This window comes from Psychrobacter immobilis (assembly GCF_003148585.1).
Lineage (GTDB): Bacteria > Pseudomonadota > Gammaproteobacteria > Pseudomonadales > Moraxellaceae > Psychrobacter > Psychrobacter immobilis.
Genome location: NZ_QGGM01000003.1, coordinates 245629 through 265059, shown reverse-complemented (window position 1 = coordinate 265059; position 19431 = coordinate 245629). Strand labels below are relative to the sequence as shown.

General features: G+C 42.6%; 15 protein-coding genes. 5 read left to right on the top strand and 10 right to left on the bottom strand.

Going from position 1 to position 19431, the window contains the following annotated elements:
* Nucleotides 1–82: 82 nt before the first annotated feature.
* The 3 genes from mfd (at nt 83) to C8D84_RS04490 (ending at nt 6459) form a co-directional block, all read left to right on the top strand.
* Complete coding sequence (gene mfd / locus C8D84_RS04500) at nt 83–3856, top strand: transcription-repair coupling factor (RefSeq protein ID WP_109590381.1); 3774 nt, start codon at nt 83–85, stop codon at nt 3854–3856.
* Between the two features lie 249 nt (nt 3857–4105).
* On the top strand, nt 4106–4537 hold the full coding sequence (locus C8D84_RS04495) for an HIT domain-containing protein (protein WP_045445060.1): 432 nt from the start codon (nt 4106–4108) through the stop codon (nt 4535–4537).
* A gap of 644 nt (nt 4538–5181) precedes the next feature.
* A complete protein-coding gene (locus C8D84_RS04490; protein WP_228244459.1) occupies nt 5182–6459 on the top strand; it encodes an adenylate/guanylate cyclase domain-containing protein in 1278 nt (425 codons plus the stop codon).
* 120 nt (nt 6460–6579) lie between these two features.
* Here the strand turns inward: C8D84_RS04490 and fdx are convergent, their stop codons facing one another.
* The 8 genes from fdx to C8D84_RS04450 form a co-directional block, all read right to left on the bottom strand.
* On the bottom strand, nt 6580–6918 hold the full coding sequence (fdx, locus tag C8D84_RS04485) for an ISC system 2Fe-2S type ferredoxin (RefSeq protein WP_045445066.1): 339 nt from the start codon (nt 6916–6918) through the stop codon (nt 6580–6582).
* A gap of 91 nt (nt 6919–7009) precedes the next feature.
* The gene (gene hscA / locus C8D84_RS04480; RefSeq protein WP_109590377.1) at nt 7010–8890 is read right to left on the bottom strand and encodes a Fe-S protein assembly chaperone HscA; all 1881 of its coding nucleotides are present in this window, start codon (nt 8888–8890) and stop codon (nt 7010–7012) included.
* A gap of 274 nt (nt 8891–9164) precedes the next feature.
* Entirely contained in the window at nt 9165–9746 is a 582-nt protein-coding gene (hscB, locus tag C8D84_RS04475; protein ID WP_109590375.1) for a Fe-S protein assembly co-chaperone HscB, read from the bottom strand.
* A gap of 119 nt (nt 9747–9865) precedes the next feature.
* Nucleotides 9866–10186, bottom strand: a complete 321-nt coding sequence (gene iscA, locus C8D84_RS04470; RefSeq protein ID WP_045445072.1) for an iron-sulfur cluster assembly protein IscA — start codon at nt 10184–10186, stop codon at nt 9866–9868.
* A gap of 248 nt (nt 10187–10434) precedes the next feature.
* Nucleotides 10435–10845 carry a Fe-S cluster assembly scaffold IscU gene (iscU, locus tag C8D84_RS04465; protein WP_055124404.1) on the bottom strand — a complete coding sequence of 137 codons (411 nt, stop codon included), beginning with the start codon at nt 10843–10845 and terminating at the stop codon, nt 10435–10437.
* Nucleotides 10846–11043: 198 nt separating this feature from the next.
* A complete protein-coding gene (locus C8D84_RS04460; RefSeq protein ID WP_109590373.1) occupies nt 11044–12270 on the bottom strand; it encodes an IscS subfamily cysteine desulfurase in 1227 nt (408 codons plus the stop codon).
* Complete coding sequence (locus C8D84_RS04455) at nt 12267–12776, bottom strand: Rrf2 family transcriptional regulator (protein WP_045451863.1); 510 nt, start codon at nt 12774–12776, stop codon at nt 12267–12269. The genes C8D84_RS04460 and C8D84_RS04455 overlap by 4 nt, the downstream gene beginning before the upstream one ends.
* Nucleotides 12777–13303: 527 nt before the next feature.
* Nucleotides 13304–13948 carry a hypothetical protein gene (locus C8D84_RS04450; protein WP_045451866.1) on the bottom strand — a complete coding sequence of 215 codons (645 nt, stop codon included), beginning with the start codon at nt 13946–13948 and terminating at the stop codon, nt 13304–13306.
* A gap of 519 nt (nt 13949–14467) precedes the next feature.
* On the opposite strand from C8D84_RS04450, the gene C8D84_RS04445 reads away from it, so the two are divergent.
* Both C8D84_RS04445 and C8D84_RS04440 read left to right on the top strand, forming a co-directional pair.
* On the top strand, nt 14468–14740 hold the full coding sequence (locus tag C8D84_RS04445) for an HU family DNA-binding protein (protein ID WP_045445077.1): 273 nt from the start codon (nt 14468–14470) through the stop codon (nt 14738–14740).
* A gap of 383 nt (nt 14741–15123) precedes the next feature.
* Complete coding sequence (locus tag C8D84_RS04440; RefSeq protein WP_060490720.1) at nt 15124–16998, top strand: SurA N-terminal domain-containing protein; 1875 nt, start codon at nt 15124–15126, stop codon at nt 16996–16998.
* A 202-nt stretch (nt 16999–17200) separates the two neighbouring features.
* Here C8D84_RS04440 and purH read toward each other — a convergent pair whose 3' ends face one another.
* Nucleotides 17201–18781 (bottom strand): bifunctional phosphoribosylaminoimidazolecarboxamide formyltransferase/IMP cyclohydrolase, encoded by a 1581-nt coding sequence (purH, locus tag C8D84_RS04435; RefSeq protein WP_109590371.1) that lies wholly within the window; start codon nt 18779–18781, stop codon nt 17201–17203.
* A gap of 153 nt (nt 18782–18934) precedes the next feature.
* Nucleotides 18935–19294 carry a DNA-binding transcriptional regulator Fis gene (gene fis / locus C8D84_RS13955; RefSeq protein WP_109590369.1) on the bottom strand — a complete coding sequence of 120 codons (360 nt, stop codon included), beginning with the start codon at nt 19292–19294 and terminating at the stop codon, nt 18935–18937.
* Nucleotides 19295–19431 lie beyond the last annotated feature (137 nt).

Sequence of the window (19431 nt, the reverse complement as noted above, 5' to 3'; positions counted from 1 at the left end):
AAACCGTTACGGCATAAATTTTGGTAATTGCTGAAATATTCGTATAATAGCTCTCTGACTCTTAACGTTGATCCTACTCTTTATGCCTATCACTGCTTTGACTGACGCGTTTGAACCAATTAACCAGCAGTTGTTTCCTATCCAGAATGCCGAGCGGCGTTGGCTGGCACCTGTGCATGGTGCAGTCAGCAGTTTGTGGCTAGCAAGTCTGGTGCAAACACCGCTATGGAATGTTGCCGACCGATTAAAAGTCGTGGTAACTCGTGACCAAAACCAGCTTAACCAGATAGAAACAGAATTGGCATTTTGCGGCGTCGATGCTTATGTGTTCCCCGATTGGGAGACGTTGACCTATGATGAGCTGTCACCGCATCAAGATATTGTTAGTGAGCGTATCAATCTATTAACCGATATGCCAACGTCAGGCGTGCTGCTCATCTCAGTTCAGGCGTTGATGCATCGTGTCGCACCTCCAAGCTGGCTGATAGGGCAGCATTTTGATTTGAGTGTTGGTGATCGATTTGATATCAATACCCAGCGCGGATTGCTGGCAAAGGCAGGCTACCGCGCCGTTGAGAATGTATTTGAGCCGGGTGAATTCGCGGTACGTGGCAGCATCATTGATATCTTTGCCATGGGTCAGCCGTTCCCACTACGTTTAGATTTGTTTGATGATGAGATTGAGACCATTCGTTTTTTTAATCCGCAAACCCAGCGGACATTGACCGTTGATGACCTCAAAACAATGATGAGCGGCAACGATAGTAGTATGGGCAAAGAGTCACTATCACTGCTACACAAGTTGCCAGATATCTCAAAACCTATCGAACAATTCCAAATACTACCCGCTAAAGAATTTCCGCTTGATGAAGGGCGTGAGACGTTTCGTACCAACTTCGCCACGATGTTCCCTAATGCGAGCAGCCGCAAGTTTGAGCTACATAAAGACGTCATGGCAGGTATCGCTAGTAGCGGACTTGAATATTATCAGCCGCTATTTTTTGATTTAAAAGCGTGGACAGCAGAGAGTAGCTTGTTTGCTTACTTACCAAGCGATGCGCTGTTTATCACTGATGAATTGATTAATGAAAAGCAGGTAGATTACTGGTCACAAATTCAGCGCCGCTATGAAGAGCGCCGTCATGATATCGATAAACCTATTGTCGCGCCTGAATGGTTATATTTGCTATCGAATACTTTAAATGAGCATCTTAATCATTATCCACGGGTGATTCTCAGTGCGCGCACTGAGCTGGCTAGCATGACGGATGTCGCTGCGATTGACAGCGATGATTCGTTATTGGAAGATGCTTCATTGTTAGTAGACAGTTCGTTGTTACAAGTTGATCACCAGTCAGATTTGCAGCCTCAATTGCCACTGACGGCAAATAAGCAGCAAGGCTTGGTGACGCTCAGTGCGCAAGAGCCGCCACAATTGACCGTTAATCACCAAAAGGCTGAGCCTCTTACCCAGCTATTAGAATTTTTAGAGTTACAAGCGCAAACAGCGACGCCAGTATTGATCGTTGCTGAAACAGCGGGTCGTCGTGAGATTCTTATTGAACTTTTTAAAGGCAAAATCGATATCAAAGCTTATGATAGCTTTGAGGCGTTTCTAGCAGCGGATAAAACCAACAATGTTAAAGGTAATAAGCTGCCGCAGGTTGGTTTAACCGTTGCGCCCATTGAACGTGGGGTATATGTTCCTGAGCGTTTAGTGCTGATTAGTGAGACGCAATTATTTGGTCGGCAAGTGCTGCAAACACGCCGTCGTCGTCAAAGCGGGGTGTCAGAAGAGTTTTTGGTTAAGAGTGTGACCGAAATAACCGAAGGCAGCCCAGTGGTTCATATCGAGCATGGTATTGGGCGTTATAATGGCCTGATTACACTAGATGTCGGCGATGGTGAGCAAGAGTTTATTCACTTAAAATACGCTGATGATGCCAGTATTTATGTGCCCGTTGCTAATTTGCAAATGATTAACCGTTATAGTGGCGGTGACCCAGCACTTGCGCCATTGCACAAAATTGGTAGCGGAAAATGGGATAAGGCTAAGCAAAAAGCGCTTGAGCAAATCCATGATGTAGCGGCCGAGCTGCTTAATATGCAAGCGCGTCGTGAAGCTAAAGTCGGTATTCATTTTAAAATAGATGCGTCACAGTATGAGCTGTTTGCCAGTCAATTTGCCTTTGAAGAAACGCCGGATCAAGCCAATGCCATTCATGCGGTGATGGAAGACATGCGACAAAACCAGCCAATGGATCGGCTCATCTGCGGTGATGTGGGTTTTGGTAAAACAGAAGTGGCTATGCGGGCAGCATTCATTGCTGTCAGCGCCGGTTATCAGGTAGCGGTGCTAGTGCCGACGACCTTGCTGGCAGGTCAGCATGAAGACAATTTCCGTGATCGTTTTGCTGATTGGCCAGTGCGTATCGAGACGCTATCGCGCTTTGGCGGCAAAAAGCATCAAGAAACGGTGTTGACAGATTTAGCAGCAGGTAAAGTCGATATTGTCATCGGCACCCATAAACTATTACAACCTGATGTGAAGTTTTCAAATCTAGGTTTGATGATTGTCGATGAAGAACATCGCTTTGGTGTGCGCCATAAAGAGCGTATCAAGGCGATTCAGACTGATGTGGATAGTATGTCGATGACAGCGACACCGATCCCTAGAACGCTCAATATGGCGCTCTCAGGTATGCGTGATATGTCAATTATCGCGACACCTCCAGCACGACGTTTGGCGATTAAAACCTTTGTCATGCAAAAAACTGATGCTTTAATGAAAGAGGCCATCTTGCGTGAGCTATTGCGCGGTGGGCAGGTTTATTTATTACATAATGATGTGGCGAGCATTGAGCGTATGGCAGAAACCATACGTGAATTGGTTCCTGAGGCGCGAGTAGGGGTCGCTCACGGGCAAATGCAAGAGCGCCAACTTGAACAAGTGATGCAGCAGTTTTATCATAAAAAATTCAACGTGCTAGTCTGTTCAACCATTATCGAAACGGGTATCGATGTGCCCAATGCCAATACTATTATCATTGAGCGCGCCGACAAGTTTGGTTTGGCGCAGCTGCATCAGTTACGTGGTCGTGTCGGTCGTAGTCATCATCAAGCGTATTGTTATCTACTTGTGCCTTCTATCAAAGGTCTCAAAGGCGATGCTAAGCGCCGATTGCATGCGATTGAACGTGCCAATACGCTAGGTGCAGGTTTTATGCTGGCTAGCGAAGACTTAGAAATTCGCGGTGCTGGTGAGATACTCGGTAAGCAGCAAAGCGGTAATATGCAGGCGATTGGCTTCAGTTTATATATGGACATGCTGGAGCGAGCAACTAAGGCGATTAAAGCGGGTAAAGAGCCTGATTTAAGTACACCATTGTCGCTGACCAGCGAGATTAATCTGCATAGCTCGGCATTGATACCAGAAGAATATCTACACGATGTGCATCAGCGTTTGTTGTTTTATAAACGCATCAGTAATGCCGATGATAAAGAGGCGTTGATTGATATTCGTACCGAAATGATTGATCGTTTTGGTACATTACCAGAGCAAACTAAGCAGTTATTCGCCATCCACGGACTGCGTATACAAGCTGAGCCGCTAAAGATTAATAAGATTGATGCAAGTAGTAATAGCATGACGTTAGAGTTTGCGCCTGATACTCCAGTCGATGCCTTGGCAATTATTAAGTTGATTCAGAGCAATGGTCAGCGTTATCGTATGAACGGTGCTTCTGGTATTCGTTATCAAGATGCTGATAAACTGGCAACGCCGCAACAGCGCGTCACCGCGATTCAAGAATTATTACGCTATTTTAGCGAGCATATGGTGGCAGAGTCAGCGTAGTTGTTTTGGCATTTCGGCATTTTGAGAGCTCAGCAATGATTTTCGGTAGATTCAATCAGCTCAATAAGTCAGCTAGCCAGTGCTCGAGTAGGACGTCAAGACAATGAGTCATAGCGCTATTTTATCGGTCGGATAACTGATAAAATAGCGACATCCTATATTTAGCCTATTGTTTTTTAGTAAATTAAATTCTGCTTTTCTAGATCTATATTCCATTTATCTGAGTGTCATAACAAGAGAACCGTCATTATGTTCCAACTTCATCATAAACTTGCTGCCGATAGCTTTTTAGTGGGGGATTTCCCATTATCGACTTGTCGTTTAATCAATGATTGCCAGTTTCCTTGGTTAATATTAGTGCCGCGCGTATCAGGTATCAAAGAGTTATATGAGTTATCTGAAGCCGATCAAACACAGTTTTTACGTGAGTCAAGCTGGTTGTCGAGTCAGCTAGCCAAGACCTTTCAAGCTGATAAAATGAATGTAGCTGCACTCGGTAATCAAGTACCACAGCTACATTTTCATCATATCGTTCGCTATCAAAACGACATGCAATGGCCAAATCCAGTATGGGGCGTTCCTGCTATTCCTTATACCAAAGAAGTGTTGGCGCAGATGCAGCAAACGTTAATGATGGCGCTACGTGGCCATCATCAGATGCCGTTTGACTGGCAAATGTAATAAATACCTGAGTAGTAACAGGTCGGTAAGTTGATTGGCAAATTGATAATGATACTCTATTGGCTAGGTATCGATTAACTAGGCATCGATTGACCCATCAAAATAACTGGAAAAATGGCCAAACGTTTAAAGTTAAGCCTTATTTTGGTGTCTTAGTCGTTTTACGGTTATGTGCCAACGTTGTGCTCAGTTATTACAGCCCCTAATTTTTATATATTAATAGGTTTTAAGTATTTGAAATCCGGATAAATATTGTCTGGATTTTTTGTATTTGGCTCAAACGATATGTCTTATAATCCCGATTTGGTAGCGTATTAAGACAAGATGAGTGATGAGTGGTAGGCTTTTGGCTATCAGTGACATGGGTTTTATAGTATTTAAAAAGTATAATGTAATCATTGATTAATTTTATACACAACTTGGCATAGAGGCAGGTAGTACGCGTGTGCTATCCTCAAGCCTTTTAATTTTTTACATAGCCTGTTTTACGTAAGTGAATACTTCATATGCCTTTTTTAGACACGCTGAGACCAAATCACTCTTCAAAAAATGAAGGAGTTTATCGATTTGACTATCCAGAAGTCTTCGTTTTAATACTTACGGTCATACTCCTCGCTGTACATTTTAATTTTAGACCTACTTCAATGGCACTACTCGTTATTGTTTGTCTGCCAAGTTTAATGATTTTGATTTATAACTATCGCCGCCAAAAAAGCTTTTGGACGTCTAACATTGTTATCATTTTACTATCGGTAGTTATTGGGTCGATACAGTTTTGCACGGTTATTTCGCTTAGCTTAGCCGCGCTCATAGCACTCAGAATTATTATTAGTAGCCCTGAAAATCATTTAAAACTGATTGCCGTCTCTGTAATAACCGTCATTGTCTTCTATTATGTTAGCGTTACCCTAAGCAATGCTGACATAGATTGCCACGAAGGCTGGACCACACCAATAATATTATTAGCCAGTATGATCGTCATACTGTATCAGTTTTGGCATGTGTACCAAGAGTATATTGGTTATGAAACTCGTGCTCATCAGGCCGTTGGGCGCTTAAGCACGATGGTCTCCGTCATTAATAAGTTGACGCGCTTCATACCTCCACAAGTTTGGGAGCCTATCGTAAAATCTGATAGCCCAGTTACCGTTGCTAATAAGCGCGCTAAGCTGACGATTATGTTCTCAGATATCGTTGGCTTTACGGAATTGTCAGATAGTTTGAGCGCTGACAATTTGGCTGATATCTTAAATACTTATATGCATTGTATGACATTGATAGCAAACAAGCATGGCGCCGTACTTGATAAATTTATTGGTGATGGCATGGTGTGTTTTTTTGGTGAGCCAAATAGTCGCGGTGCGCGCCAAGATGCTTTAGACTGTATTGCAATGGCAATAGACATGCGTCGTGAAATGCGTACACTGAGGCAAAAATGGCGCTTGATGGGCTTTGAGGGGTTGTACATCCGTATTGGCATCAGCACAGGTTATTGCCATGTGGGTAATTTTGGTAGTAATAATCGTCTAAGCTATACTCTTATTGGTAAAGAGGCCAATCTAGCGGCAAGACTGGAGTCGAGCGCTGGTAAAGATGAGATACTGGTCAGTGAGAGTACCTACGATTATATCTGTCATAATTATGACTGTCAGCATGCGGGTGCGTTCAAGTTAAAGGGTTTTGATAGCAAGGTAAATGCGTGGCAAGTGCTGGATCCAGATACGTATAAAGGTCATTTATCAAAGTGGGTTGATCACACATTACCAGGTTTCAATTTGCATCTAAATTTTAAAGATATGAAGGATAATGATTATCAAGATATCAGAGCACGCTTAAATTTTGCGCTTGAGCGTGTCGAGCAGGAGCAAGAAAAAGTGGCAACTGACATAGCGGCAGCAAGCAAACGTAATGACAATCAATGACAATCGTCATAAATAATCATCCAAAAATAATGTTTATAAAATCAAGCGCAAAAAAGCCAGCTATTATTATGATAGCTGGCTTTTGCAATATAACAGTCAGATGAATTTTACGGTTAGCGTTTAGTGGTTTTCTTTTGCATGGTTGAGCGTATATTTAGGAATCTCGATGGTTAAATCTTCATCATCGAGCATAACCTGACAAGATAGGCGTGAGTCAGGCTCTAATCCCCAAGCACGATCCAATAAATCGGCTTCAATATCATCCATTTCATCTAAGCTATTAAAACCTTTACGGACGACCACATGGCATGTGGTGCAGGCTTTTGACATCTCACATGCATGTTCAATTTTAATGCCTTTTTCCAATAGCGCTTTACATAAGTTGCTGCCAGCTTCTAGCTCGACTTCAGCGCCTTCAGGGCAAATTTCATGATGCGGTAGTACGGTAATTTTTGGCATAAATCGTCTTTCCAGTGCTAATCAATTAAAAGAATAAAAATATAAGAAATGAGCTTAGTATGGTGACTAAATCACATTTTAAATGTATCTGCTACCAATCTTGGGCATTCGTGCCTGCCATGCTGGCTTTGACGCTTTGATTCATAATACGGGCAGCAAAAGCATCACTGTGAGGCTTGAGCTTTGCTTGCTGTGCTTCGATAAGTGCCAAATCATCAGTACTGAGCGTTGTCTGCAACACTTGTATTTGCTCAGCCAATGAATGCTGCTCCTCAGAAGACAATAAGGCTGCAAATTCTTTAAGGGCAGATTGTAGCGCTAATACTTCACGCTCCGCTTCTACTCTGGTCTCGATTAAAGAACGTGTATTTTTATCTTCTTTTGCATGCTTGAATCCTGCGACGAGCAATTGCTCTTTTTGCCCATCTGATAACCCATAAGAAGGCACAATCTCAATCTTACTTTCTGTCTTGGTTGTGGTTTCCTGTGCACTGACGGTTAGCTGTCCATTCGCATCGATACTAAAGGTCACTTCAATACGAGCAAATCCAGCTTTCATCGGCGGGATACCATATAGCTCAAAACGACCCAATGAACGGCAGTTATCTACTGTCTCGCGCTCGCCCTGTACCACATGAATCACCATGCCTGTTTGACCATCTTGATAGGTGGTAAACACTTGGCGTTTTTTGACAGGAATAGGCGTATTACGTGGAATCAGTACTTCAACTAAGCCGCCCATGGTCTCAAGACCAAGCGATAGCGGCGTTACGTCTAACAATAATAGGTTGTTATTACTATCGCCATTGACCAATTGATGCGCCGTTTGGGCAGCACCCAAAGCCACGACTTCATCGGGATTTAGACGACAAAGTGGTTGCTTGGCAAAAAACTCTGTCACGACTTGTTGTATAGCAGGCATACGAGTAGAGCCACCGACCAAAATTACTTCGTCTAGATCAGCACTCAAAAGCTTGGCATCACGCAGGACTTGTTCGCATACGCTCAATGTACGGCGGCTCACTGGCTCTGCAATAGCCAGTAAATCTGTACGGCGCAGCACACCTTGATAAGATTGCTCGTTGACAGTGATGTCAATATTGACTTGTTCAGCATCCGTCAGGGCTTGTTTATAAGCCTTGGCTTGTTGGGCGAGTATCGATTTATCATGACGACTCACATCTTTAGGATCGATATTTAATTGCTTGATAAGCCAATTGGTCATTAGACGATCGATGTCGTCACCACCTAATGCACTATTACCGCCAGTTGCCAGTACTTCAAAGACACCATCAGTCAGCTTTAAGATAGAAACGTCAAAAGTACCGCCACCCAGATCGTAAATTAAATAATAACTTTCTTTATCGCCGTTTTGCGTTGACTGGTCGAGACCATAGGCGACGGCAGCAGCAGTAGGCTCATTTAGCAGACGTAAAACATTAATACCAGCCGCTTGGGCTGCATCTTTGGTCGCTTGACGCTGGGCTTCATCAAAATAAGCAGGGACAGTAATGACCGCACCCTCGATACTGTCTGCAGGCAATGCGCTCGCTGCCCGTTGCTCAAGCGCTGCTAAAATACGTGCTGATACTTCAACAGGCGATACTTCACCTTGAGCCGTCACAAATGCTGGCATGTCATCTTTGCTGCCGCTTAACTCATAAGGATGAGAGAATTTGATATCAGCTTGACTACGACCCATAAAACGTTTAGCCGAGACGATCGTATTTTTTGGATCATCCGCTAAGTGGGCTAATGCATCAGAGCCAACCAACGGCTTACCTATACTTGGATAATAGACCACAGAAGGTAATAAGGTATCGGTAGCTGCGCTTGCCTCTAAGACTTGCGCCTTGCCTGAGCGTACTACCGCGACCAATGAGCGCGTAGTACCAAGATCAATTCCTAGGCCAAAACGATGCTGATGGGGTTGGGCGCTTTGATTGGGTTCGGCAATTTGCAATAAAGACATAAGATAACTCAAAGATAAAATGAAAAAGATAAAATGAATAAGTGAAATGAAACAAATATGATAAGCGCACTATTGTAGTTTAACTGCGTTGTATGCACGTGAAAACGAAGATACTTAGCGATTAAAAGTGCTTAAAATAAGGGATTATACGGCATCGCTGTGACTATTTTAACCATCGCTTATAATATAGTTTTCAAATAAGCGTTATAAGCTAATACCATTTATAAATAAATTTGGCATATAAAATAAATTAACAAGCTTATACGTCAGTTAGTTAGACGTATAAATCATCATCATCTGAATGCTCAGCAGTTGCTAACTCATCGATACCAGTAGTCACGTCAGCATTTAATTTGACTAAGAATTTCAGTTTTTGTGTCGCATCAATCGCCGTTTGCCAATCTTGGTTTTGGTAAGCATCATTAAAACGCTTAGACTGTTTTGCCAGTCGTTCGGTGATTTGAGGGTGTAGTTGTTGCAATGTCGCACGATCCTTACCCTCGATAGCGTCATCTAAATCCATGCGCATCTGCATCGCATCTTCTAAAAAGTCCAAGTCTGCAATTGAATGCTCTAGATTCTGTGCTTGATCTGCCATGTCTAGTAGATAGCTAGCACGACTATCAGGCGCACTTAGCGCTTGGTAGGCTTGGTTGATTAACGCTGAGGCCTGCTCAGACTGCTGTTGCGCTTGCGTAGTATTGGCTAGATTCTTGTTGACATTATCAGGATGATAACGTTTTTGTAGCAGACGTAGATGCTGATCGAGACTCTCTTGATTGACTTCAAACTGTACAGGCTGCTCAAATAGGGCAAAGAAGTTATCAAACTGGGCTTCTGCAGTAATGTCTGTCATATCATACGCCTTGCTTGTTATTTATTTTGAAAGTTTTCTTTAGCTGAGAACATATTTATTATGGCTTGAATATAGAATCAGGAAACTCTAAACTCAAGGGTTTTTTAACCTTTGAACCATTAAACGGTAAAAGACTCGCCGCAACCACATTCGCCTTTTTGATTAGGATTGGTGAACTTAAAGCCTTCGTTAAGACCTTCTTTTTCGTAGTCCATCAACAAACCATCTAAATAGACCAAACTTTTAGGATCAATAAAGATGTTAACGCCGCGGCTTTCGTAACGCGTGTCATTTTCATCAGGGGTATCTACAAACTCTAAAACGTAAGCTAAGCCTGAGCAACCCGCGGTACGGATACCCACTCGAATACCTTCACCTTTGCCGCGATTGTCCAAAAAGTCTCGAACATGCTGAGCGGCGCGTTCTGTCATTTCAATCATGCCAACTCCCATTGACTATCAATGATAAATATCAATCAAAAAAATCTGTATAAACTGGCAATGAAAATAGCGCACTTGCCAAAAAAATCTTAATAACGACCAGTTAAGAATCACTAGAAAATAAAAGGTGACAATTACATTAGCGTTATTGTCACCTTTTTAGCGTTAGTAGCTGTTCAATACATCGACTACTAAAGTACGGCCATTAAGACCGTGTACTTAGAAGTACAATACTTACGCTAATAGGTTTAGCTAGCCGCTTCTTCTGTCTCTACTGCTGCGCTGTGCTTGCCTTTATAGTCGCTAATAGCGGCTTTAATGGCGTCTTCAGCAAGTACAGAGCAATGCACTTTTACTGGTGGTAAGGCCAACTCTTTCGCGATATCGTTGTTTTTGATTTCGCCCGCTTGATCCAAGCTCTTGCCTTTTAGCCACTCAGTCACGAGCGAGCTTGAGGCGATTGCTGAACCACAGCCATAAGTTTTAAAGCGTGCATCTTCAATGATGCCATTATCATCAACTTGAATTTGTAGGCGCATTACATCGCCACAAGCTGGGGCACCAACCATACCAGTACCAACATTTTTGGCATTTTTATCAAGATTGCCGACGTTGCGTGGATTTTCGTAATGATCAATAACTTGGTCACTATAGGCCATGGGGTTTTCTCCTAGTTAGATGATGAGTAGTCAATTACTGACTTTAAATGTCTAACTACTCATCGATAATTGGGGTCAAACATTTAGTTAATAGAAACGGTATTTATAAAAACGGTATTTATAAAAACTGGATTTATAAGTGTCTGATCAATCGTTTAATGGTTCTATTTGATAACTATGTCGTTGCTTTCGGTAATTTTAGTGCTCAGCCCATTCGACTGAATCTAAATCAACACCTTCTTGGTACATATCCCAAAGTGGTGATAAGGCACGTAATTTATCGACCGCTTCATGCATTTGTTTGATGACAGTATCGATATCTTCTTCTGTGGTATAACGACCGAAGCTGAAACGAATTGAGCTATGTGCTAATTCATCTGGGCGACCAATAGCGCGTAATACATATGATGGCTCAAGCGTCGCTGAGGTACAGGCTGAGCCTGATGATACGGCTAAGTCTTTGAGTGACATCATGAGAGACTCGCCCTCAACGAAGTTAAAGCTGATGTTTACGATATTAGGTACACTGTTTTCAAGATCACCGTTTAGGTAAATCTCTTCGATATCTTGTAGACCGTCCCACAGTTTTTGGCGTAGCTTGGCTGCATGTGCATGGTCTTCTTCATAACGCTCATTGGCTAAAGCAAATGCTACTCCAAGACCAACGATTTGATGCGTCGGTAATGTACCTGAACGCATACCGCGCTCATGACCACCGCCATGCTGCTCTGCTTTCAAGCGGATACGTGGCTTACGGCGAACAAATAATGCGCCAATACCTTTAGGACCGTAGGCTTTGTGACCTGAGAAGCTCATCAAATCGATCTTCGTGGTTTCAAGGTCAATCAATACTTTACCAACAGATTGTGCGCCATCGACGTGGAAGACCACACCCGCTTCACGAGTGATTTCACCAATGGCAGCGACATCAGTAATCGTACCAAGCTCATTATTTACCATCATAAGTGATACTAAGATAGTATCGTCACGTAGGGCTTCTTTCACTTGCTCTGGCAAAATAAGACCCGTGCTTGGCTGCGGCTCAAGATAAGTAATCTCAAAACCTTCTTGCTCAAGCTCACGGCACGTATCTAAGACCGCTTTATGTTCGATTTTGCTGGTAATGATATGCTTACCACGAGATTGATAAAAATGCGCTGCACCTTTAATCGCTAGGTTGTCTGATTCTGTTGCACCAGAGGTAAAGACGATTTCGCGTGGATCAGCGTTAATGACTTCAGCTACTTGTTGACGCGCCGTTTCTACCGCTTCTTCTGCTTGCCAGCCATAGCCATGCGAGCGCGAGGCTGGATTACCAAAGATGCCATCTACTGTCAGATACTCACTCATCTTAGCAGCTACTGATTTTGCAACTGGTGTGGTGGCGGCATAATCTAAGTATATAAGGTTGTTATGTTGGCTCATGCTGGGTTTGCCTCGCTGTTCGATAGGGTAATAGTGTTGATATCTTTTATGGAAATCTCTTTGGTAGAGCTGTGCTGGCGCTCTGACACTGACTGCACATTTTCCATGTCTAATAATTGCGCTAATGTTATATTTTTCAAGTACTGTTCGATATGATTGGACAGTGCACACCATAAATCATGGGTTAAGCACATTGTACCACCTTGACAGTCGCCACGTCCTTCACACTGCATCGCATTAACCGACTCGTCAACGGCAGATATGATGCTCATGACATCTATTTCATGCAATGGTTTGGCTAGATGATAGCCGCCTGCTGCACCTCGGATGCTAGTGACCAGACCACGTTTACGAAGTTTGGAAAACAGTTGTTCAAGGTAAGAGATAGAAATCGATTGCCGCTTGGCGATATCAGATAAGGAGACTGCAGTGTCTTGTTGGCTGGTTTGTAGTGCCAAATCTAGCAACGCAGTAACGGCATATCTGCCTCGAGTAGTCAAACGCATGTGTTATCTCCAAACTTTTAAGTCATTTTTATTTAACAACGACCTTAGCAAAATGATAGTGGTGGCAGCTTGTAGCGCAATATGAAAGCTACTGATGGAATCACATAACCGCTAAGTTGTGTCTTATCGTTATTAAACAGCAGATGATGAACCCGATGTGTGCAACGATTAAGCCAATTATACTTAATCCTGAGTAATTTAGTCAAGATTAAAGTGTGGTTGAATGGTTAATCGAGCTTATCACTATGATTGATAAAAACAATGGTATTAAAAGGAAGGGATATAAGGTTGAAAATATTGATTCCTAGCATTTTTGAAATACTAAAATACAGTCTTGAAGTTCGAGTATTACGTTTTTTTAACTTCTATCAATTATATTAGGGCGTGCTGAATGTTCAATACGCCCCAGTCATCTAAGCGCTTAATATACTAAGCATTTAATATGCCTTAATCGGCATCAAACGCGTTTGGTAAAGTAAGCAGCCTTTCATTATTAAGCTGACATTGGTAAGTCGTTGTTGGCGAAATTAATTCATTAATAGCGCGATAATGGCTGCGATCATAATAACGAGAGCAGCCACGGTGACGATTATCAGGGTTTTTTGTTTGCTCTGTAACTCTTTAACCGTGATTTCAAGCTCACGGTTTTTAATAGTCAAGGTGTTTATTTGGGTTTGTTGCTCTTTGATGCGTAATTTATAGCTGTCCTTTTTGTCAGCCATTTCAGCTTCAGTAGGCTTGGTCTTACCTTTGCCACCTTTTATCTTTTTAATAAGACCTTGAATTAAGCTGCCAAGACCGAGCTGCATAATAAACTGCTTGACCAACTGTACTTGAACAGACTCACCGCGCATTTGTAGTTTTTCGGTGGTTTCGCTGTCATGAGTGGTGATCGCATTGATCACTTGGATGCTATAAGCATTAATGATGACGTCAGGTTCGCTGCGGTCAATAGGTAACTCTGCGTCTAATAATACGCCTTTGGTGCTAAAAGTGGCAAACACTTCAACATGCGGTAGATACAAGCGTAGCGCCACGACAGTACCTTGCTTGGCAAGTGGGTAAGCGGCTTTACGTAGTTCGGGATCTAAACGTAACAATAGTGTCAGCGCCGACTCGATGAACACCAGAATGATATTAAGAAAAGAGTGAGACAACGTAGAACGCTTCATGTAAATAATCCGTTTTATATTTGGCAAATTAGAGGCAAAAGACAAACAAGAGTCAAAATTGACCCAAAAGGTGCAGTGATATTTTGCTTATAGTAACGCCTTTATAATAAAAAGTAACGCTAGTTTCTGTCAGTTGGAAAATTATTACTTTACAATTTGGTAATCAACAAGGACACAGATATTTATGACTGGCGATGCCTCAGTATGAGATGACATCTCTTTGAACGATAATGCAGTATAGAGGTTGACTCGCTAAGTCGAAGTTAGGAAAAGCCAAGGTTACTAGCGGTTATAACAGTTGCAGAGGCTTTGCGTAACATTGAGTGTCAAATACGTAGTACAGTAGGCAAAAATATGTAAAATCGCTTGCGCTCCTTATGCTGCCTTGATATAAAGACGATAACAAAGCGAAACCTGTTAATACGCCAGTCAGGCAGTTTTTATTGCTTAAATGCTATGAGAGCGTTACAATGCTTGGCGTGAGCGTTTATTATCCCCCTTAAACTTGAAGGAAATTTTATGAATAAGTCAGAATTAATTGATAGCATCGCAGACAAAAGTGGCCTAAACAAAACCCAAGCTGGCGATGCATTGAATGCTGTTATGGAAAGTGTTGGTGAAGCGCTAGAAGCTGGCGATAGCATCTCATTGGTTGGTTTTGGTACTTTCAGCGTAAAAGACCGTAAAGCACGTACTGGCCGTAACCCTAAGACGGGTGAAGAGCTTAGCATTCCAGCAAGTAAAGTACCAAGCTTTAAAGCGGGTAAAAACTTAAAAGAGCGTTTAAACTAAGCCGTTTTATTAAAAATGGATGCTGTATAACGACGTGATATACGAATCAACACAGCATTTACTTAGTAAAGCATTATATGGTTTATAGCATGGCTGAAAAGTCATAATATGAATCATAAAAAAGCACCTAGATATTAGGTGCTTTTTTTATCGCTATAGTTTGTATCATACCACGTGAATATTTTGAGTCTGCATCAAAAATCACGTATCATAGGGCGCGCGATAGATGCGTTGTTTAAATAAGACTGTTTTACTCAGTCTTGTTGTTCTATATCAAATTCACACGTTCTTATTCTTACCATTGCCTGCTTAGATAGCATTGATATTAATAGTAATATTACAATGGTTTTTCATCAATATAGGTTTATAAAGCAGAGATAACTATGGATAAATTGCGCGATTTCTTAAAAAGCTGGCCAGGTCGCATTTTATTGATTTTATGCCTATCGCCGCTCGCTCTATTGGGTGTCGAAAGCTATTTTGGAGGCGGGGTCGATCCCAACCAAGTCGCTCAGGTGGGTGAAGCAAGCGTAGGGTTGTCCGAGTATCAGACTGCCGTAAATAACCGTCGTACTGAAATACTAGAACAAGTTGATGATGCGAGTCTATTGAATGAAGATGTATTGCACGAGCAAGTGCTCAAAGGTCTCATTGATCGTACGCTATTGGAGCAGCAAGCGGGCAAGCTTGGTATGACAGTCTCTGATGACACGATTAATCGTCTATTGCGTGAAGAAGAAATTTTTAAGGACGCAGAAGGTAATTTTTCTAACGATCAATTTTCAAATTTCTTGCGCCAGCGCGGCATGACTAAAGATCAGCTATTTGCTGAGTTTCGTAACCAATTAAGCCTCGACCAGCTCAATGCAAGTATTGTTGGCACGGCAGTATATCCCATGCAAGCGGTCAGTCAATTGATTGACTTACAACTTGAGTCGCGCAATATCTGGCTGCATCGATTTAATTGGCAAGACTATGTAGATCAGGTCAAGTTAAGCAAAGGCGATATACAAGCCTATTATGATGCCAATAAAGACACACTAAAAAGTGCGGCGATGGTAGATTTGGCATATTTGCAATTAAGTCCTAAAACCATTCAAGTGAATGAAGTTACGGAAGAGGATTTGCAGCAGCAATATGAAGCTTATAAGCAAGGGCTAGCGGTCGTTGATGAACGCAAAATCAGTCAAATCCTATTAACGGGTAAAGACGCGAAGACCAGAGCGACTAAAATCAAAGCCCGCTTGGATAAAGGTGAGTCTTTTGCCGCATTGGCTAAAACTGAGTCAGATGATCCATCAGGAGCAACAGGTGGCGATATTGGTACCTTTAATCCCTCTGTGTTTGGCAATGATGCCGCAGCGGTTGAGCAGGCTTTAGAAGGCTTAAGTGTGGGTGATGTAACAGCACCTATTAAGACTAGCTTTGGCTACCAGATATTTACCGTAACCGAAGATAACGGTAGTAAAATCCCAAGCCTAGAAAGCATGCGTGCAGAGCTGACAGCAAAAGCCAAAGAATATAAGCGTCAAGAAATCTATGCAGATAAAGTAACAGCGATTAATGACTTGGCAGCAGATGGCTTTAGCATCGAAGATATTGCTCAGCAAGAGAACGTAACGCTAAAACGTATCAAGGATTATCGTAAAGAAAACAACAAATCGGAGTTATCACAACCAGCAGTGATTAAGCAGGCTTTTGATGAGTTTACCATTCAAGATCAGGCAGTAACCGCAGGTATCGAAGTCGGTAACGGGACGGTATGGGTGCAGCCAAGCAACTATCGTCCTACGAAAACGCTTAGCTTAGCTGCTGCTACACCAAAAATCACTCAGATATTACGTCAAGAAAAGGCCACGGCATTGGCGCTAAAAGAGGCGAAGAAACTAGCCGCTGGTATTAAAACGCCTGCTGATATCAATAAACAGCCAGTACGTTTTCAATCATTAGGTGAAGTGAATCGCCAAACCACTCTATTGACAGAGAAAGAGCGCGGATTGGCCTTTAGTCAGCAAGCAGCTAATAATGGCGTCGTTGCTATTGCCAGTGAGACTGAGATGGGCGCGACTTTGTTGGTCGGTGATCGTATTAAAACAGAGGAGCAGTCGCCATTATCTGATGTGCAAAGAGCACAAACAGCTGCCATCATTCGTGATAACTTGGGGCAAGATCAGCTACAAGATTACTTGGATTATCTACGTTTGGTGTATAAAGTTGAAATTAATGACGCCAATATAGCAAACGCGCAAGGGCGTTAGAAGTAAAGCTATTAAGGAAAATTTGAGATACTTACTTAGTTATTCTTTCCAAATAGTCTTCTCAAGTTTTAAGCATAAAAAAGCCACTGTCTACAGTGGCTTTTTTAATGAGTATTACTTTTATCATAAAGATTTAGCATTAATGGCGATACGAAATTCAATACTGCTATCAATGCTAATATTCAAAGTGATACGGAACAATTTAATGGCGGAAATGACGCATACCAGTGAATACCATCGCGATGCCATGCTCATTTGCCGCAGCAATGGTTTCATCATCACGCATAGACCCACCTGGCTGGATAATAGCAGCAATACCGACTTGGGCAGCGTTATCAATGCCATCACGGAAAGGGAAAAAGGCATCTGATGCCATAACAGCACCTTCAGTAGCCAATCCAGCGTGCTCTGCCTTGATAGCGGCGATACGAGCTGAGTTGACACGGCTCATTTGACCAGCACCAACACCAATAGTACGCTGACCTTTGGCATAAACAATTGCATTAGATTTGACGTATTTTGCTACATTCCAGCTGAATAATAGATCGGCGATTTGCGCTTCTGTTGGTTGTACATCAGTGACAATCTTTAAGTCATTGGCCGTAATCAAACCAAGATCTTGCTCTTGTACTAGCAGGCCACCGTTGACGCGCTTGTAGTCAAGCTGACTATCGCGTTGATCTGGCGCTGGCAGTTCGCCGCACACCAATACACGGACATTTTTCTTAGCAGCTGTCGCTTCAAGAACACCATCTTCGACGCTTGGTGCAATAATAACCTCTACAAACTGATTGTCGATAATGGTTTTAGCAGCTGCCAATGTCAATGGGCGGTTAAAAGCAATGATGCCGCCAAAAGAAGACTCAGGGTCAGTACTAAAGGCAGTGTTATACGCGGTTACTTGATCGTTATCCACAGCGACACCGCAAGGGTTGGCATGCTTAACGATAACGCAAGCAGGGGCGCTAAAGGCTTTGACGCACTCAAGAGCAGCATCAGTATCGGCGATATTGTTATAAGACAGCGCCTTGCCTTGCAGTTGCTTAGCAGTCGCTATAGAGGCCTGTTGGCTTTTTAGCGGATGGTTTTCTGTATAAAAAGCGGCGTTTTGATGTGGGTTTTCGCCGTAGCGTAGATCCTGTGCTTTTTCGAGCTGCACATTAAAGGTACGTGAGAAATTCTCAGGCTGCTGGCTTTCATTGACACGGCTACCTAAGAAATTGGCAATCATTCCGTCATACTGTGCAGTATGCTCAAAAGCCTTAACCGCTAAGTCATAGCGCAGAGCAGGTGTCAGCTCGGTACCATCACCTAAAGCGGCAAGTATGCGCTCATAATCTGCTGGATCAGTCACGATACCCACATGAGCGTGGTTTTTCGCCGCAGAACGCACCATCGTAGGACCACCGATGTCGATGTTTTCGATAGCATCGTGCATGGTGACATCCGCACGAGCAATGGTTTCAGCAAAAGGATATAAATTCACGACAACCAAATCAATACGCTCAATCGCGTGCTCACTCATGACGGCATCGTCTGTACCACGGCGTCCTAGGATGCCACCATGAATTTTAGGATGTAGTGTTTTAACTCGACCATCCATCATTTCAGGAAAACCTGTGTAATCGGATACTTCGGTCACAGCGACATTGTTTTCTGTGAGTAAACGATAAGTACCGCCAGTAGACAGTAAGCCAAAGCCTGACTTAATAAGGCCTTGCGCAAATTCAACGATATTAGATTTATCAGAGACTGACAATAGAGCAAGTGGGGTTGTACTCATAAGAAAATTTCCATAAAAAAAGCCTGACGTAAACGTCTGGCAAGGTGACAATGACAATTTTTGCAGACAATATCATGGTGGATAGCGTCAATAACGTTAAATTGCCATACATAATGATTGGTAATAAAGACAGAGAAATGCATATAGCAGATGCTACATTAAGTCATAAGTTTTGAGTTTTTTGCGTAAAGTGCCACGATTCAGACCTAAGATTTGTGCACACTTGGTTTGATTGCCCCGCGTTTTTTCAAGAACAACCGATAATAGCGGCTCTTCAACTTGTTTTAAAATAAGCTCATACAAGTCGGTCGGCATCTCATCACCTAGCATCGCAAAGTATTGTCGTACCACACGCTCCACATGTACGCGCAGTGGTTCATGCCGGTGGCTCGCATCGCTGTCTAATGAGGAGTCAACATGACGAGTTGAATGATGGTTAGCTGTACTATAATCGGCAGGATGCTCAGAGCTTGTGGCAAAATGATTGGCATTATGCTGTGCATGAGGTGCCATAAGATAATGTCCTTGGGATTGGAAAGAGTCAAACCATAAGATATCAGGGTATTATATCAAATTAATATCGTTTAGCGCTGACAGATTAACCTTATATTGGCAGCAGTATGACTAGGGTATGAGCTTACTATTATAAC

Bases quoted from the DNA above. Each gene is read 5' to 3' on its own strand.
- mfd (WP_109590381.1), top strand. From the start codon at position 83: ATGCCTATCACTGCTTTGACTGACGCGTTTGAACCAATTAACCAGCAG.
- C8D84_RS04495 (WP_045445060.1), top strand. From the start codon at position 4,106: ATGTTCCAACTTCATCATAAACTTGCTGCCGATAGCTTTTTAGTGGGG.
- C8D84_RS04490 (WP_228244459.1), top strand. From the start codon at position 5,182: ATGGCACTACTCGTTATTGTTTGTCTGCCAAGTTTAATGATTTTGATT.
- fdx (WP_045445066.1), bottom strand. From the start codon at position 6,918: ATGCCAAAAATTACCGTACTACCGCATCATGAAATTTGCCCTGAAGGC.
- hscA (WP_109590377.1), bottom strand. From the start codon at position 8,890: ATGTCTTTATTGCAAATTGCCGAACCCAATCAAAGCGCCCAACCCCAT.
- hscB (WP_109590375.1), bottom strand. From the start codon at position 9,746: ATGACAGACATTACTGCAGAAGCCCAGTTTGATAACTTCTTTGCCCTA.
- iscA (WP_045445072.1), bottom strand. From the start codon at position 10,186: ATGATTGAAATGACAGAACGCGCCGCTCAGCATGTTCGAGACTTTTTG.
- iscU (WP_055124404.1), bottom strand. From the start codon at position 10,845: ATGGCCTATAGTGACCAAGTTATTGATCATTACGAAAATCCACGCAAC.
- C8D84_RS04460 (WP_109590373.1), bottom strand. From the start codon at position 12,270: ATGAGCCAACATAACAACCTTATATACTTAGATTATGCCGCCACCACA.
- C8D84_RS04455 (WP_045451863.1), bottom strand. From the start codon at position 12,776: ATGCGTTTGACTACTCGAGGCAGATATGCCGTTACTGCGTTGCTAGAT.
- C8D84_RS04450 (WP_045451866.1), bottom strand. From the start codon at position 13,948: ATGAAGCGTTCTACGTTGTCTCACTCTTTTCTTAATATCATTCTGGTG.
- C8D84_RS04445 (WP_045445077.1), top strand. From the start codon at position 14,468: ATGAATAAGTCAGAATTAATTGATAGCATCGCAGACAAAAGTGGCCTA.
- C8D84_RS04440 (WP_060490720.1), top strand. From the start codon at position 15,124: ATGGATAAATTGCGCGATTTCTTAAAAAGCTGGCCAGGTCGCATTTTA.
- purH (WP_109590371.1), bottom strand. From the start codon at position 18,781: ATGAGTACAACCCCACTTGCTCTATTGTCAGTCTCTGATAAATCTAAT.
- fis (WP_109590369.1), bottom strand. From the start codon at position 19,294: ATGGCACCTCATGCACAGCATAATGCCAATCATTTTGCCACAAGCTCT.